The following is a 13,113-nucleotide window of genomic DNA, read 5'->3' on the forward strand; positions in this document are numbered from 1 at the left end:
GCGGCCCCGGCGCCGCCCCTTCGCAGAACAAGAACGGCACAAGGGGAGGTTCCAGTCCGATGAGGTCCATAGCGTTTGCCGACTTCCTCATCGGCTTGGGCATCCTGTTTGTGCTGGAAGGCTTGATGTTCGCGGCGAGTCCCGCCTGGATGCGCAAGGCGATGAAGAGCGCGCTTGCAACTCCCGATCACATCCTGCGTGGCGTGGGCATCGCCTCGGCCGTGGCGGGCCTGATCCTGATCTGGTGGATACGGCGCCACTGAGCCCGGCATCTCCAGCGCGAACGCTAAAGTGAAGCAAAGCCGCCGGTTTTTCGCCGTATTATCCGGGTCTTGAGGCCCGTTAACCTCCGTGCTTGCGCCGCCACCCCGTTCGAGCGCAGTCTGGAGATCGAATCCTTAATTCTCTTTCGGAGATCACAATGACCGCTGCCACCATTGCCACGACCCGTTTGCGCCATTGCGTGCGACTTGGGCTGGCTGCGATCGCCATCGGCGCGTTCAGTGCGTTCGGCTCGCCGGCTTACGCGCGCGGACCGGAGGGCATCGCCGACGTCGCCGAGAAGGTGATCGATGCGGTCGTCAACATCTCGACCTCGCAGACCGTCGAGGCCAAGGGCGGCGGCACCAACACCATGCCGCAACTGCCGCCCGGCTCGCCCTTCGAGGAATTCTTCGACGACTTCTTCAAGAACCGCCGCGGTCCCGGCGGCGGCAGCAAGGGTGGCGACAGAGGCGACAGCGGCCCGCCGCGCAAGACCAACTCGCTCGGCTCCGGCTTCATCATCGACACCTCCGGCGTCGTCGTCACCAACAATCACGTCATCGCGGATGCCGACGAGATCAACGTCATTCTGAACGACGGCACCAAGATCAAGGCCGAGCTCGTCGGCGTCGACAAGAAGACCGACCTCGCCGTCTTGAAGTTCAAGCCGCCGAAGCAGCTGGTCTCGGTGAAGTTCGGCGACTCCGACAAGCTGCACCTCGGCGACTGGGTGGTCGCGATCGGCAACCCCTTCAGCCTCGGCGGCACGGTGACGGCCGGCATCGTCTCGGCCAAGAACCGCGACATCTCGTCGGGCCCCTATGACAGCTACATCCAGACCGACGCCGCCATCAACCGCGGCAATTCCGGCGGCCCGCTGTTCAACCTCGAAGGCGAAGTGATCGGCGTCAACACGCTGATCATCTCGCCGTCCGGCGGCTCGATCGGCATCGGCTTCGCCGTGCCGTCGAAGACGGTCGCTGGCGTCGTCGACCAGCTTCGCCAGTTCGGCGAGCTGCGCCGTGGCTGGCTCGGCGTGCGCATCCAGAGCGTGACGGACGAGATCGCCGAAAGCCTCAACATCAAGCCGCCGCGCGGCGCGCTGGTCGCAGGCGTCGACGAGAAGGGCCCGGCAAAGCCCGCCGGCATCGAGCCCGGCGACGTCGTCGTCAAGTTCGACGGCAAGGACATCAAGGACCCGAAGGATCTCTCCCGCGTCGTCGCCGATACGGCTGTCGACAAGGAGGTCGACGTCGTCGTCATCCGCAAGGGCCAGGAGGAGACCAAGCGCGTCAAGCTCGGCCGCTTGCAGGATCCCGACAAGGTCCAGGCCGCGGTGAAGACTGACGAGCCGGTGCCGGAGAAGCCGGTGACGCAGAAGGCGCTCGGCCTCGATCTGGCGACACTGAGCAAGGACCTGCGCACGCGCTACAAGATCAAGGACACCGTCAAGGGCGTGGTCGTCACCAATGTCGACGCCAATTCCGACGCTGCCGAGAAGCGGCTCTCTGCCGGCGACGTCATCGTCGAGGTGGCGCAGGAGGCCGTCTCCAGCGGCGCCGACGTCCAGAAGCGCATCGACCAGCTGAAGAAGGACGGCAAGAAGTCCGTGCTGCTGCTCGTCTCCAACGGCGATGGCGAATTGCGGTTCGTGGCGCTGAGCGTGCAGTAAGGCACGCGTTTGGCCGCATACTCGCTGTCATGCCCCGCGAAAGCGGGGCATCCAGCACGCCGCGGCTTCTCCGTACCCGTCGCTGTCTCTGGAATACTGGATCACCCGCTCCAGTGCGCAATTGCGCACAAGGCGGGTGATGACAGCGGAGGGGAGGCTAGCCCTCCACAAACTCCTTGCGCGTATACCCTTGCGCATAGAGCAGCGCGGTGAGATCGCCATGATCGATCCGCGCGGCTGCCGCAGCCGCCACGGCAGGCTTGGCGTGGTAGGCGACACCCAGCCCGGCCGCCTGGATCATCGCGAGATCGTTGGCGCCGTCGCCGACGACCAGCGTATCGATATCGTCGAGATCGAACGACTCCATCAGGTCGACCAGCGTCGCGAGCTTTGCCGCGCGGCCTAAAATCGGCTCCTTCACCTCACCGGTGAACTTGCCGTCGCGCACGATCAGCTCGTTGGCGCGGTTCTCCTGAAAGCCAATCTTGGCAGCGACCGCGCTGGTGAACAGCGTAAAACCGCCGGAGACGAGACAGGTGTAGGCGCCGTGGGCGCGCATGGTCGCGACCACTTCGCGGCCGCCCGGCGTCAGGGTGATGTGCTTGGCCAGCACTTCGTCGACGACGCCGACGGGCAGGTCCTTGAGCAGCGCGACGCGCTCGCGCAGGGCCGGCTCGAACTCGATCTCGCCGCGCATCGCGCGCTCGGTGATGGCTGCGACATGCGCCTTGAGCCCGACGAAATCGGCGAGCTCGTCGATGCATTCCTGGCCGATCATGGTGGAATCCATGTCGGCGAGAAAAAGCCTCTTGCGCCGGAAGCCGACAGGCTGCACGACGATGTCGATCGGCAGGTCGCCGCGGAGCTCGCGTAGCCGCTCTTCGATGGCGTGACGATCGCCTTCGAGGTTTTCCTGAGCGCCGAAGGGGATGTCGACCGCAACCCCGTCGAATAGCCAATGCGCGGGCGCCGCAGAGGGCAGCACGGCGCGGGCGCCGTCGACGATGGTGCTGTCGAGCGCGGGACTATTGGGATTGCAGATCAGCGTGGCGACGAGGGACATTTGAGGTTTTCGTGAGCGAGGGGCAAGTGAGCAAGGCCGTGCTTATCGCAGGCCCGACCGCCAGCGGCAAGTCGGCGCTGGCGCTCGAACTTGCGCTGAGTGCCGGCGGTGTCGTGATCAACGCCGATTCCATGCAGGTCTATCGTGATCTGCGCATCATCACGGCGCGCCCGACGCGGGACGAGGAGGCGCAGGTTCCGCATCGTCTCTATGGCCATGTCGACGCGGCCGTGAATTTTTCGACCGGCGCCTGGCTCGCGGATGCGGCCGTCGCGCTGGCTGAGGCGCGGGCGCAAGGCGGCCAGCCGATCTTCATCGGCGGCACCGGGCTCTATTTCAAGGCGCTGACGAGGGGCCTCTCGACCGTGCCGCCGATCCCGCCCGAGGTGCGCGACAGCGTGCGCGCGCGGCTCGAGCGCAACGGCGTCGAGGCGCTGCATGCGGAACTCGCGAGCCGCGATCCGGTCGCCGCCGGACGGCTGAATGTGCGCGACCGCACCCGCATCGCACGGGCGCTCGAGGTGGTCGAGGCGACCGGCCGCTCGCTGCTCGACTGGCACCGCGAGGGCCAGCCGCCGCTGTTGCCGGAAGACAGTTTTCGCGCACTGTTTCTCGCCCCCGAGCGCGATGAGCTCTACGCCCGCATCGATGCCCGCTTCGAGGCCATGCTCGGCGCCGGCGCGCTTGCCGAGGTCGAGCGGCTCGTCGCGCGCGATCTCGATCCGCTGTTGCCGGCCATGAAAGCCCATGGCGTGCCCGTGCTGATCCGGCACCTGCGTGGCGAGATCAGCCGGGACGAGGCGGCTGCCATCGGCCGCGCCGACACTCGCCACTACGCCAAACGCCAGTTCACCTGGTTCCGCCACCAATTGCCCGAGTTCGAATGGGTGAAGCCGGAGGAGGCAAGGGGGTGGCTGGCGGCCGTGGGCGCGGGGTGAGGGCGGCGCCGCTCATTCAGCCGTCGTTCCGGGGCGCGCGCAGCGCGAGCCCGGAACCCATAATCCCAGACGGTTGTGTGGCGATGACTGCCGGCCACCGCTTCGCGCCTCATCACGGCCTGTGGTTATGGATTCCGGGCTCGCTCGATTTCCGCGAGCGCCCCGGAATGACGAGCTTTTGTGGCTCCGCCGCAAATTCCCTCTCGCCGAATGCCGGGAACGCCGCTACAATTCTCGAAATCGCGCGAAAATGGCCGCATTGCCTTGACATCCGGGCTTTGGCCGCTATGGTTCGCGCAACCTTTGGGAAGCCGGGCCGACCTCATGCGTAACATTATTACCAAACTCCTTATCGTCGTCGTACCCAGGCGCATCGCCGGGGATGGCTAGCGGCCATCCAAAACCGAGCGGTGCGCATGGGGCCTCTTGGGGCCCTTTTTTATTTCCCGAACCAGACCTCAAAGAAGCCGCTGACAACAGCGCATCCGGAGCAAGACAATGACCGAGAACAGCCACGATCCGAACCAGATGACCGGCGCCGCGATGATCGTGCGCGCGCTCATCGATCATGGCGTGACGGATATTTTCGGCTATCCCGGCGGCGCGGTGCTTCCGATCTATGACGAGATTTTCCAGCAGAGCGAGATCCAGCACATCCTGGTCCGGCACGAGCAGGGCGCGGGCCATGCCGCGGAAGGCTATGCGCGCTCGACAGGCAAGCCGGGCTGCGTGCTGGTGACCTCCGGCCCCGGCGCCACCAACATGGTGACGCCGCTGACGGACGCGCTGATGGATTCGATCCCGCTGGTCTGCATCACCGGCCAGGTGCCGACCCATCTGATCGGCAACGACGCGTTCCAGGAATGCGACACCGTCGGCATCACGCGGCCCTGCACCAAGCACAACTGGCTGGTGCGCGACGTCAACGATCTCGCAAAGGTGCTGCACGAAGCGTTCTACGTCGCGACCTCGGGCCGGCCGGGTCCGGTGCTGGTCGACGTGCCGAAGGATGTGCAGTTCGCGACCGGCACCTACCATCCGCCGCGAAAGTCCGACGTGCATGTCTCCTACGCGCCGCGCGTGAAGGGCGACGCGATGCAGATCCGCAAAGCCGTTTCGCTGCTCGCCAATGCCAAGCGCCCGGTGATCTATTCCGGCGGCGGCGTGATCAATTCCGGCCCCGAGGCCTCGAAACTGTTGCGCGAGCTGGTCGAGGTCACGGGTTTTCCGATCACCTCGACGCTGATGGGTCTGGGCGCGTATCCGGCGTCGGGCAAGAACTGGCTCGGCATGCTCGGCATGCACGGCACTTACGAAGCCAACATGACCATGCATGACTGCGACGTCATGCTGTGCGTCGGCGCGCGCTTCGACGACCGCATCACCGGCCGCGTCGACGCGTTTTCGCCGGGCTCGAAGAAGATCCACATCGACATCGACCCGTCCTCGATCAACAAGAACATCCGCGTCGATGTTCCGATCATCGGGGACTGCGGCAACATCCTCGGCGACATCCTCCAGGTGTTCAAGGCGGAGGCGAAGAAGCCCGACATCAGGCCGTGGTGGCAGCAGATCGCGCAATGGCGTGCGCGCAATTCGCTGTACTTCAAGAAGAACAACGACGTCATCCTGCCGCAGCACGCGATCCAGCGCCTGTTCGAGCTGACGCGCGGCAAGGACGTCTACATCACCACCGAGGTCGGCCAGCACCAGATGTGGGCGGCGCAGTTCTTCGGCTTCGAGGAACCACACCGCTGGATGACCTCCGGCGGTCTCGGCACCATGGGTTATGGCCTGCCGGCCGCGGTCGGCGTGCAGGTCGCCCACCCGGACAGCCTCGTCATCGACATCGCGGGCGATGCCTCGGTGCAGATGACGATCCAGGAGATGTCGACGGCGGTTCAGTACGAGCTGCCGATCAAGATCTTCATCCTGAACAACCAGTACATGGGCATGGTGCGGCAGTGGCAGCAATTGCTGCACGGCAACCGCCTGTCGCATTCGTACTCCGAAGCGCTGCCGGATTTCGTCAAGCTCGCGGAAGCCTATGGCGGCGTCGGCATCCAGGCGCACAAGCCCGCCGATCTCGACGGCGCAATCAAGGAGATGATCTCGGTCAAGCGCCCGGTGCTGTTCGACTGCCGCGTCGCGGCGCTCGAAAACTGCTTCCCGATGATCCCCTCCGGCAAGGCGCACAACGAGATGCTGTTGCCGGAGCAGGCCAATGATGAGGCCACCGCCACCGCGTTCGCCGGCGGCAAGGCGCTGGTGTGATGCGATGTTCGACCTGAAGGAGCTCGAACGCGCACATGAGATCGTGGGGCAGGCGGTGCCGGCGACGCCGGCGCACGCCTGGCCGTTGCTTAGCCAGCGGCTCGGCACCCGCGTCGTGGTCAAGCACGAGAACCACACGCCGATCGGCGCTTTCAAGGTGCGCGGCGGGCTCGTCTATCTCGAGCGGCTGAAGCGCGAGCGGCCGAACACGCCCGGCATCATCTCGGCAACGCGCGGCAATCACGGGCAGAGCCTGGCGTTTGCCGCAAGCCGCCACGGCGTGCCCGCGGTCATCTACGTGCCGCGCGGCAACTCAGTCGAGAAGAACCGCGCCATGAAGGCCTTTGGCGCCGAGCTCGTCGAGCACGGCGAGGACTTTCAGGCCGCCCGCGAGGAGGCCGAGCGTCGTGCGCAATTCGCAGGCCTGCACATGGTGCCGTCGTTCCACCCGGACCTCGTGCTGGGCGTTGCGACCTACGCGCTGGAATTGTTCAAGGCTGCGCCTGACCTCGACATTCTCTACGTGCCGATCGGCCAGGGTTCCGGCATCTGCGGTTGCATCATGGCGCGTGACCTGCTCGGCCTGAAGACCGAGATCGTCGGCGTGCAGTCGACGGAGGCGCCGTCCTATGCGCTGTCGTTTGCGGCCGGCACGGTCGTGACGACGGAGACCAGCAACACGCTCGCCGACGGCATGGCGACGCGCATTCCCGACGCCGACGCGCTCGCACTCATCCGCAAGGGCGCCTCGCGCATCGTGCAGGTGACCGACGACGAAGTGTGCGCGGCGATCCGCGCCTATTGGACCGACACGCACAATCTCGCCGAAGGCGCCGGCGCAGCCGCGCTTGCGGCTGCGCTGCAGGAGAAGAGCAAGTTGAAGGGCCGCAATGTCGGCCTCGTGCTCTCGGGCGGCAATATCGATTTCGATCTCTTCAAGCAATGGGTGGTCGCATGATGACGCGAGCGCTCACCAAATACACCGCTGTCATCGTCCGGCTTGACCGGACGATCCAGTACGCCGCGGCAGTCGTGGGAAACTCAGGCGCCGGTGACTACTGGATGCCCCGCTTTCGCGGGGCGTGACGACAAAGAATAGAGGGGACGACAATGAACCAGCCCGCATCCGCCTATTTCCTCGAGGACCGTCACGATCCCAACGAGACGCATACGCTCTCGGTGCTCGTGCAGAACGAGCCCGGCGTGCTCGCGCGCGTCATCGGCCTGTTCTCGGGCCGCGGCTACAACATCGAGAGCCTCACGGTCTCCGAGACCGAGAGCCAGAAGCATCTCTCGCGCATCACCATCGTGACGACAGGCACGCCGATGGTGATCGAGCAGATCAAGCACCAGCTCGACCGCGTGATCCCGGTCTATCGCGTGGTCGACATGACGCAGACCCGACGCTCGATCGAGCGCGAGCTTGCAATGGTCAAGGTGCGCGGGGAGGGCGAGCATCGCGTCGAGGCGCTGAGGCTCGCGGACGCCTTCCGCGCCCGCGTGATCGACGCCACCACCGAGAGCTTTGTGTTCGAGATCACGGGCAATACGGACAAGATCAACCAGTTCATCGACTTGATGCGCCCCATCGGCCTCGTCGAGGTGTCGCGCACCGGGGTTGCCGCGATCGGTCGCGGGCCTGAAGGGATGTGAACCATGCTGGCGCGCGACTGGTACTACAACGAACGCAACCGGATGGGCATCGAGCCCGCGGTCGCCTCGATCTACGACAATCACGATGACGCCGATCTGCGCGCGCGCGCCGCGCTGAAAATGCTCGGCGTCCAGCGCGGCTGGCGCATCGCCGACATCGGCTGCGGTAACGGCGTGCTCGCGACCGAGGCCGCGTTGCTGGGCGCCGAGGTCGACGCCATCGACATCTCGCCGGCGATGCTGGCCCTCGCCGAGATCTATGCCCGCGACCGCAAGGCCAAGGTCGCGACGCAATCGGCCGGCCTGCTCAGCTTCGCGTACCGGCCCGAATCCTACGACCTGATCGTCAGTGAATTCACGCTGCATCACCTGCCGGATTTCTGGAAGGCAGTTGCGCTCTCGCGCATCTATCGTGCGCTGAAGCCGGGCGCGAGCTTCTATTTGCGCGACATCGTCTTCGTCTCGATGCCCGATGCGGCCGAGCGCGACGTCGAGCAATGGGCCGAGTTCCAGATCAAGAACCACGATTTTTCGCGCGAGAGCGTGGTCACGCATATGCGCGACGAATATTCCACCTTCGGCTGGGTGATGGAGCGCATGCTGACCGACGTCGGTTTCACGCTGGTCTCGGCCGACTACCACGCCCCGATGCACGGCACCTATCTGCTGCGCAAACCCAACCCTTCTACGTAAGCGCCGGCGAGCAAGGCTGAACGACAAGAACACGCAAGCGGAACAGAGCCCGAAGAAGAACAACAATGAAGCCGGCCGACATCCTCATCGCCGTCATGGTGGCGATCGTCTGGGGACTTGCCTTCGTGGCGAGCCGGCTGGCGCTCGACGAATTGTCGCCGGAATTGATGACAGCGCTGCGCTTCTCGGTTGCTGCCGTGCCCTGCCTGTTCATCCGCAAGCCAAAGATCGCCTGGCCGCTGCTGATCGCGATCAGTTTCACGCTGTTCCTCGGCCAGTTCCTGTCCCAGGCCTATGGCATCGCCCATGGCGTGCCGGTGGGGCTCACGAGCGTCGTCGTGCAGAGCCAGGCGCTGTTCACCATCGGCTTTGCCGTGCTCGCCTTCGGCGAGCGGCCGACGCCGGCGCAGACAGCAGGCATTGCCATTGCCGCGGTCGGCCTTCTCTTGATCTGCGGCACCGTCGGCTATGATTTCAGCGTCGGTGCCTTCGCGGTACTGATGATCTCGCCGATCTCGTTCGCGATCGGCAATCTCCTGCTGCGCGGCGCCCGCGGCGTGCCGATGTTCGACCTGTTTGCCTGGCTGTGCCTGACGTCGGCGGTGCCGCTGTTCGCGCTGGCGCTGATTGCCGATGGTCCCGCGCCGACCTGGCAAGTGCTGACGCACATGTCGCTGACCACGGCGCTCTGCATGCTGGCGCTGGGCGGCATTTCGACCAGCATCGCCTATTGGCTGTGGGGCCGGCTGCTGCGCGACTATCCGGCTGCGCAGGTCGTGCCGTTCGCGCTGCTGGTGCCGTTCGTGGGCTCGGCGGCCTCCAGCATCGTGTTCGGCGAGCGGTTCGGACCCCTGCGGCTCACCGGCATGCTGACCGTGATCGGCGGCATTGCGGTGATGGTGCTGGCCAAGCGCCCGCAGCCGCTTGCGAAGACCGCGTGAGGTGACTATGGCCAACTCGCTCTTCTATGCCTTTCTCGCCTTCATGGTGGTGATGTACTTCACCCCCGGGCCGAACAACATCATGCTGCTGGCCTCGGGCCTGACCTACGGCTTCCGGCGCACCATCCCGCACATCGCCGGCATCGTCATCGGCTTTGCCTTCATGGTGGCCGCGGTGGGGCTCGGGCTCGGCACCGTGTTTCTGGCCTATCCGATCCTCCAGACCATTCTGAAATATGCCGGCGCAGCCTACCTGATTTACCTCGCCGCAGTGATCGCCATGTCCGGCCCGACCACGCCGGGCGGCGACAGCGGCCGCGGCCCGATGACCTTCTGGGGCGCGGCCATGTTTCAGTGGATCAACGCCAAGGGATGGGTGATCGTGATCGGCACCATCACCGCCTATGCGGCGATTGCCCAATTCCCCATTAATATCGCCATCCAGACCGTGATCAGCCTGATCGTCGGTACGGTCTCGACCGTGGTCTGGGCCGTGTTCGGGAGCGCGCTCCGGCCGGTCCTGACCTCCGAGCGGCTGGTCCGCGCCTTCAATATCCTGATGGCGGTCCTGCTGCTTGCCTCCCTCTACCCCGTTTTCATGGATGCATGATGTCGCGGATTTCCATGCAGAAACGGGTTTCCTTCGGGGCGGAAAATGCTCTAGACAGCCCCCGAAATCCGCAAATTTCACCCCTCGACACCTGACCATTGGCCGATTTTCGGCCCTCAATGAGGAAACGACTATGCGTGTTTATTACGATCGCGACGCCGACCTGAACCTGATCAAGGGCAAGAAGGTCGCCATCGTCGGCTATGGCAGCCAGGGCCACGCCCATGCGCTCAACCTGAAGGACTCCGGGGTCAAGGAGGTGGCGATTGCGCTGCGCAAGGGCTCGGCCTCGGCCAAGAAGGCGGAGAACGCCGGCTTCAAGGTGATGGAAGTCGCCGAGGCCGCCAAATGGGCCGACCTCGTCATGATGCTGACCCCGGACGAGCTCCAGGGCGACATCTACCGCGAGCACCTGCACGACAACATGAAGAAGGGCGCGGCGCTGGTGTTCGCGCACGGCCTCAACGTCCACTTCAACCTGCTCGATCCCCGCGCCGACCTCGACGTGCTGATGATCGCGCCGAAGGGCCCCGGCCACACCGTGCGCTCGGAGTATCAGCGCGGCGGCGGCGTGCCCTGCCTGATCGCGATCGCCAAGGACGTCTCGGGCAATGCCCATGACCTCGGCCTCTCCTACGCTTCGGCGGTCGGCGGCGGCCGCGCCGGCATCATCGAGACCACCTTCAAGGAAGAGTGCGAGACCGATCTGTTCGGCGAGCAGGTGGTGCTCTGCGGCGGCCTGGTCGAGCTGATCAAGGGCGGCTACGAGACCCTGGTCGAAGCCGGCTACGCGCCCGAGATGGCCTATTTCGAGTGCCTGCACGAAGTGAAGCTGATCGTCGACCTGATCTATGAAGGCGGCATCGCCAACATGAACTACTCGATCTCCAACACCGCCGAGTACGGCGAATACGTCACCGGCCCGCGCATCATCACCGACGAGACCAAGAAGGAGATGAAGCGGGTTCTCAACGACATCCAGTCCGGCAAATTCTCGCGTGACTGGATGCTCGAGAACAAGGTCAACCAGACCTCGTTCAAGGCGACCCGCGCCAAGCTCGCCGCCCACCCGATCGAGGAAGTCGGCGCGAAGCTGCGCGACATGATGCCCTGGATCAAGAAGGGCGCGCTGGTCGACAAGTCGAAGAACTGACCGTGCGACGCGCAAGCGTTGCGTGCGGAAATTCTCGGCACACCAAATCTTAAGCCCTTGCGGCTAACTTCCGAGCGAGATCGCAGCATGCGGTCTCGCTCTCTCCTTCCCTTCAGCGGCAAGCGCTGGTGCTTCATTCAAATTCTTCGATGTTGAAGTGCAGTCTGAAGACCAAGAACTGACGCTTAAAGCACATTCTTGATCTCACGCTGTTTCAGAGGCCTTTTGTTCGCCTCTCCAATCCGCAAAAGCCAAGCGACTTCAGAGTCTAGGATTCGGCTCTTCATCTGCGATGTCATCGTCCGCGCGGGATCTACGGGACGACTTCGCGTGCTGCATCAACTTAAGAGCTGACGTCCGATCGAGATGCTTGGTGGCCATCGCAGATGGACGCTACGCTGCGCAGATCTAGCCCGCGGCGACCGGCTTCGGGTGCGAGCTCGCGGCCATCGCGATCAGCCGCAGCGCAATAACGGCGAGGAGGGGGACGAGGAATGCCGCATAGAGCGGCATTGCCGGCACGCGCTTGCCGAACGAGACCATGAACTGGAGCCAGAGATAGTAGCCGCCGACGAGGTGAAGGGCGCGCCAGGCACGGCGGCCGAGCAGCTCGGCCGTTCGGTCGAAGGAGGTCGCGGCCATCGCGATGATGACGGCGTAGCCGATGCCGCCGAAAACATAGGACGCGGCCGAGGTCGCTGCCGTAAAGCCGGCCGGATCCATCTTGGCGAAGGCGATGATCGCAACTGCGTGGACGCCGTGGGAGACTGCAAAGCCAAGGCCGAGATAGCGCCGGTTGCGGCGCTGCCAGCGCGTCCAGGCGTTGGGCCGGAGCCGTGCCAGGGCGGCGGCGCTGAAGGCGAGGCAGAACAGGAGGAGCGAGCTGCGCGCCGTGAATCGGACCACCATGCGCACCCCCTCGACCTCGAACTGCCGCATCGCGGCGATCCAGGTACACAGGACGATCAGGCTCAGGCTGAGCAGGGCGAGTAGGCGCCAACCCTCGAACCAGCTTTGACGTTGCGACATGACGACGGTCTCCTCCGTTATGTAATCAACGATTACATTTGGAGGCCCTGTTTTGGTCAACAGTGTAATCGCCGCTTACATTCACGTTCGGGTGATGCTAGGAGGTTTCGATGCCCGCCCGTGAGCCCCCAAAGCGCCGCTCCCGCGCCGCCGAAGCCCGGCCCTACCATCACGGCGATCTCCGCCGCGTGCTGATCGATGCTGCGCTGCAACTGGCGGCCGAGGGCGGCGACGTTTCTGTCCGCGAGGCGGCGCGGCGGGCGGCGGTGTCGCCGGGGGCGCCGTTCCGGCATTTTCCCAACCGGGACGCACTGATGGCGGCAGTGGCGGGAGAGGCGCAGCGCCGGTTTCGTGCGGAGATCGATACGGCACTTGCGCAGACGCCGCCAGCCGAACCGCTCGTGCGTCTCCGCGCCTTCGGCCTTGCCTATCTGCGCTGGGCGATGCGCAACCCCGCCCATTTCGAGATCATCTCGACAGGGCGCTACTTCGCCCATGGCAGTTCGCCTGAGCTCACCCGCGACAATGCCGAACTCATCGCGCTGACCGAGCGGATGCTGGGTGAGGCCGCGGAGCGGGGCCTGCTGCGACAGGGCGAGCTTAAGCCGATCCAGATTGCCGCCCGCGCCCTGGTCTACGGGTTTGCGCGCATGAACCTTGACGGCCATTTCCCGCGCTGGGGCGTGGAGGAAGGCGAGATCGAGAAGATGGCCGAAGCTGTGATCGACGTCTTCATCGCCGGGATCGCCAAGCCCAAGCGCGGCGGCTGACGCTGTCCAACCCTCATGGTGAGGAGGCGCCACCGGGTCCGCGCGAAGCGCGG

At 65.0% G+C, this 13,113-nt stretch carries 13 protein-coding genes; 11 read left to right on the top strand and 2 right to left on the bottom strand.

Features of this window, described 5'->3' with window-relative positions:
* Positions 1-59 precede the first annotated feature (59 nt).
* Together QQL28_RS14865 and QQL28_RS14870 are read left to right on the top strand one after the other, a co-directional pair.
* Positions 60-263 (top strand): DUF2065 domain-containing protein, encoded by a 204-nt coding sequence (locus QQL28_RS14865; protein ID WP_284266415.1) that lies wholly within the window; start codon positions 60-62, stop codon positions 261-263.
* 158 nt (positions 264-421) lie between these two features.
* Positions 422-1,936 (top strand): Do family serine endopeptidase, encoded by a 1,515-nt coding sequence (locus QQL28_RS14870; protein ID WP_284266417.1) that lies wholly within the window; start codon positions 422-424, stop codon positions 1,934-1,936.
* Between the two features lie 157 nt (positions 1,937-2,093).
* On the opposite strand, the gene serB is transcribed toward QQL28_RS14870, so the two are convergent.
* Positions 2,094-2,999 (bottom strand): phosphoserine phosphatase SerB, encoded by a 906-nt coding sequence (gene serB / locus QQL28_RS14875; protein WP_284266419.1) that lies wholly within the window; start codon positions 2,997-2,999, stop codon positions 2,094-2,096.
* A gap of 11 nt (positions 3,000-3,010) precedes the next feature.
* On the opposite strand from serB, the gene miaA reads away from it, so the two are divergent.
* The 8 genes from miaA (at position 3,011) to ilvC (ending at position 11,261) form a co-directional block, all read left to right on the top strand.
* Positions 3,011-3,937, top strand: coding sequence for a tRNA (adenosine(37)-N6)-dimethylallyltransferase MiaA (gene miaA, locus QQL28_RS14880; protein WP_284266422.1), 927 nt, complete (start codon positions 3,011-3,013; stop codon positions 3,935-3,937).
* Between the two features lie 498 nt (positions 3,938-4,435).
* Positions 4,436-6,211, top strand: coding sequence for an acetolactate synthase 3 large subunit (locus tag QQL28_RS14885; protein ID WP_284266425.1), 1,776 nt, complete (start codon positions 4,436-4,438; stop codon positions 6,209-6,211).
* A gap of 4 nt (positions 6,212-6,215) precedes the next feature.
* Positions 6,216-7,169 (top strand): threonine dehydratase, encoded by a 954-nt coding sequence (locus QQL28_RS14890; RefSeq protein ID WP_284266427.1) that lies wholly within the window; start codon positions 6,216-6,218, stop codon positions 7,167-7,169.
* Positions 7,170-7,321: 152 nt separating this feature from the next.
* The gene (gene ilvN / locus QQL28_RS14895; RefSeq protein ID WP_284266429.1) at positions 7,322-7,864 is read left to right on the top strand and encodes an acetolactate synthase small subunit; all 543 of its coding nucleotides are present in this window, start codon (positions 7,322-7,324) and stop codon (positions 7,862-7,864) included.
* Positions 7,865-7,867: 3 nt separating this feature from the next.
* Positions 7,868-8,557: a class I SAM-dependent methyltransferase gene (locus QQL28_RS14900; RefSeq protein ID WP_284266431.1), complete on the top strand. Its 690-nt coding sequence runs from the start codon at positions 7,868-7,870 to the stop codon at positions 8,555-8,557.
* A gap of 65 nt (positions 8,558-8,622) precedes the next feature.
* Positions 8,623-9,498 carry an EamA family transporter gene (locus QQL28_RS14905; protein ID WP_284266433.1) on the top strand — a complete coding sequence of 292 codons (876 nt, stop codon included), beginning with the start codon at positions 8,623-8,625 and terminating at the stop codon, positions 9,496-9,498.
* A gap of 7 nt (positions 9,499-9,505) precedes the next feature.
* Entirely contained in the window at positions 9,506-10,108 is a 603-nt protein-coding gene (locus QQL28_RS14910; protein WP_284266435.1) for a LysE family translocator, read from the top strand.
* A 133-nt stretch (positions 10,109-10,241) separates the two neighbouring features.
* A complete protein-coding gene (gene ilvC, locus QQL28_RS14915) occupies positions 10,242-11,261 on the top strand; it encodes a ketol-acid reductoisomerase (protein WP_027524440.1) in 1,020 nt (339 codons plus the stop codon).
* A 408-nt stretch (positions 11,262-11,669) separates the two neighbouring features.
* Here ilvC and QQL28_RS14920 read toward each other — a convergent pair whose 3' ends face one another.
* On the bottom strand, positions 11,670-12,290 hold the full coding sequence (locus QQL28_RS14920; RefSeq protein ID WP_284266438.1) for a hypothetical protein: 621 nt from the start codon (positions 12,288-12,290) through the stop codon (positions 11,670-11,672).
* 110 nt (positions 12,291-12,400) lie between these two features.
* On the opposite strand from QQL28_RS14920, the gene QQL28_RS14925 reads away from it, so the two are divergent.
* Positions 12,401-13,060 carry a TetR/AcrR family transcriptional regulator gene (locus tag QQL28_RS14925; protein WP_284266440.1) on the top strand — a complete coding sequence of 220 codons (660 nt, stop codon included), beginning with the start codon at positions 12,401-12,403 and terminating at the stop codon, positions 13,058-13,060.
* The last annotated feature ends 53 nt before the right edge of the window (positions 13,061-13,113 follow it).

It is taken from the genome of Bradyrhizobium iriomotense, assembly GCF_030160715.1.
Taxonomy (GTDB): domain Bacteria; phylum Pseudomonadota; class Alphaproteobacteria; order Rhizobiales; family Xanthobacteraceae; genus Bradyrhizobium; species Bradyrhizobium iriomotense.

Coding starts and splice junctions, on each gene's coding strand:
- QQL28_RS14870 (WP_284266417.1), top strand. CDS start 422: ATGACCGCTGCCACCATTGCCACGACCCGTTTGCGCCATTGCGTGCGA.
- QQL28_RS14920 (WP_284266438.1), bottom strand. CDS start 12,290: ATGTCGCAACGTCAAAGCTGGTTCGAGGGTTGGCGCCTACTCGCCCTG.
- QQL28_RS14885 (WP_284266425.1), top strand. CDS start 4,436: ATGACCGAGAACAGCCACGATCCGAACCAGATGACCGGCGCCGCGATG.
- QQL28_RS14925 (WP_284266440.1), top strand. CDS start 12,401: ATGCCCGCCCGTGAGCCCCCAAAGCGCCGCTCCCGCGCCGCCGAAGCC.
- QQL28_RS14865 (WP_284266415.1), top strand. CDS start 60: ATGAGGTCCATAGCGTTTGCCGACTTCCTCATCGGCTTGGGCATCCTG.
- QQL28_RS14890 (WP_284266427.1), top strand. CDS start 6,216: ATGTTCGACCTGAAGGAGCTCGAACGCGCACATGAGATCGTGGGGCAG.
- ilvC (WP_027524440.1), top strand. CDS start 10,242: ATGCGTGTTTATTACGATCGCGACGCCGACCTGAACCTGATCAAGGGC.
- ilvN (WP_284266429.1), top strand. CDS start 7,322: ATGAACCAGCCCGCATCCGCCTATTTCCTCGAGGACCGTCACGATCCC.
- QQL28_RS14905 (WP_284266433.1), top strand. CDS start 8,623: ATGAAGCCGGCCGACATCCTCATCGCCGTCATGGTGGCGATCGTCTGG.
- serB (WP_284266419.1), bottom strand. CDS start 2,999: ATGTCCCTCGTCGCCACGCTGATCTGCAATCCCAATAGTCCCGCGCTC.
- QQL28_RS14900 (WP_284266431.1), top strand. CDS start 7,868: ATGCTGGCGCGCGACTGGTACTACAACGAACGCAACCGGATGGGCATC.
- QQL28_RS14910 (WP_284266435.1), top strand. CDS start 9,506: ATGGCCAACTCGCTCTTCTATGCCTTTCTCGCCTTCATGGTGGTGATG.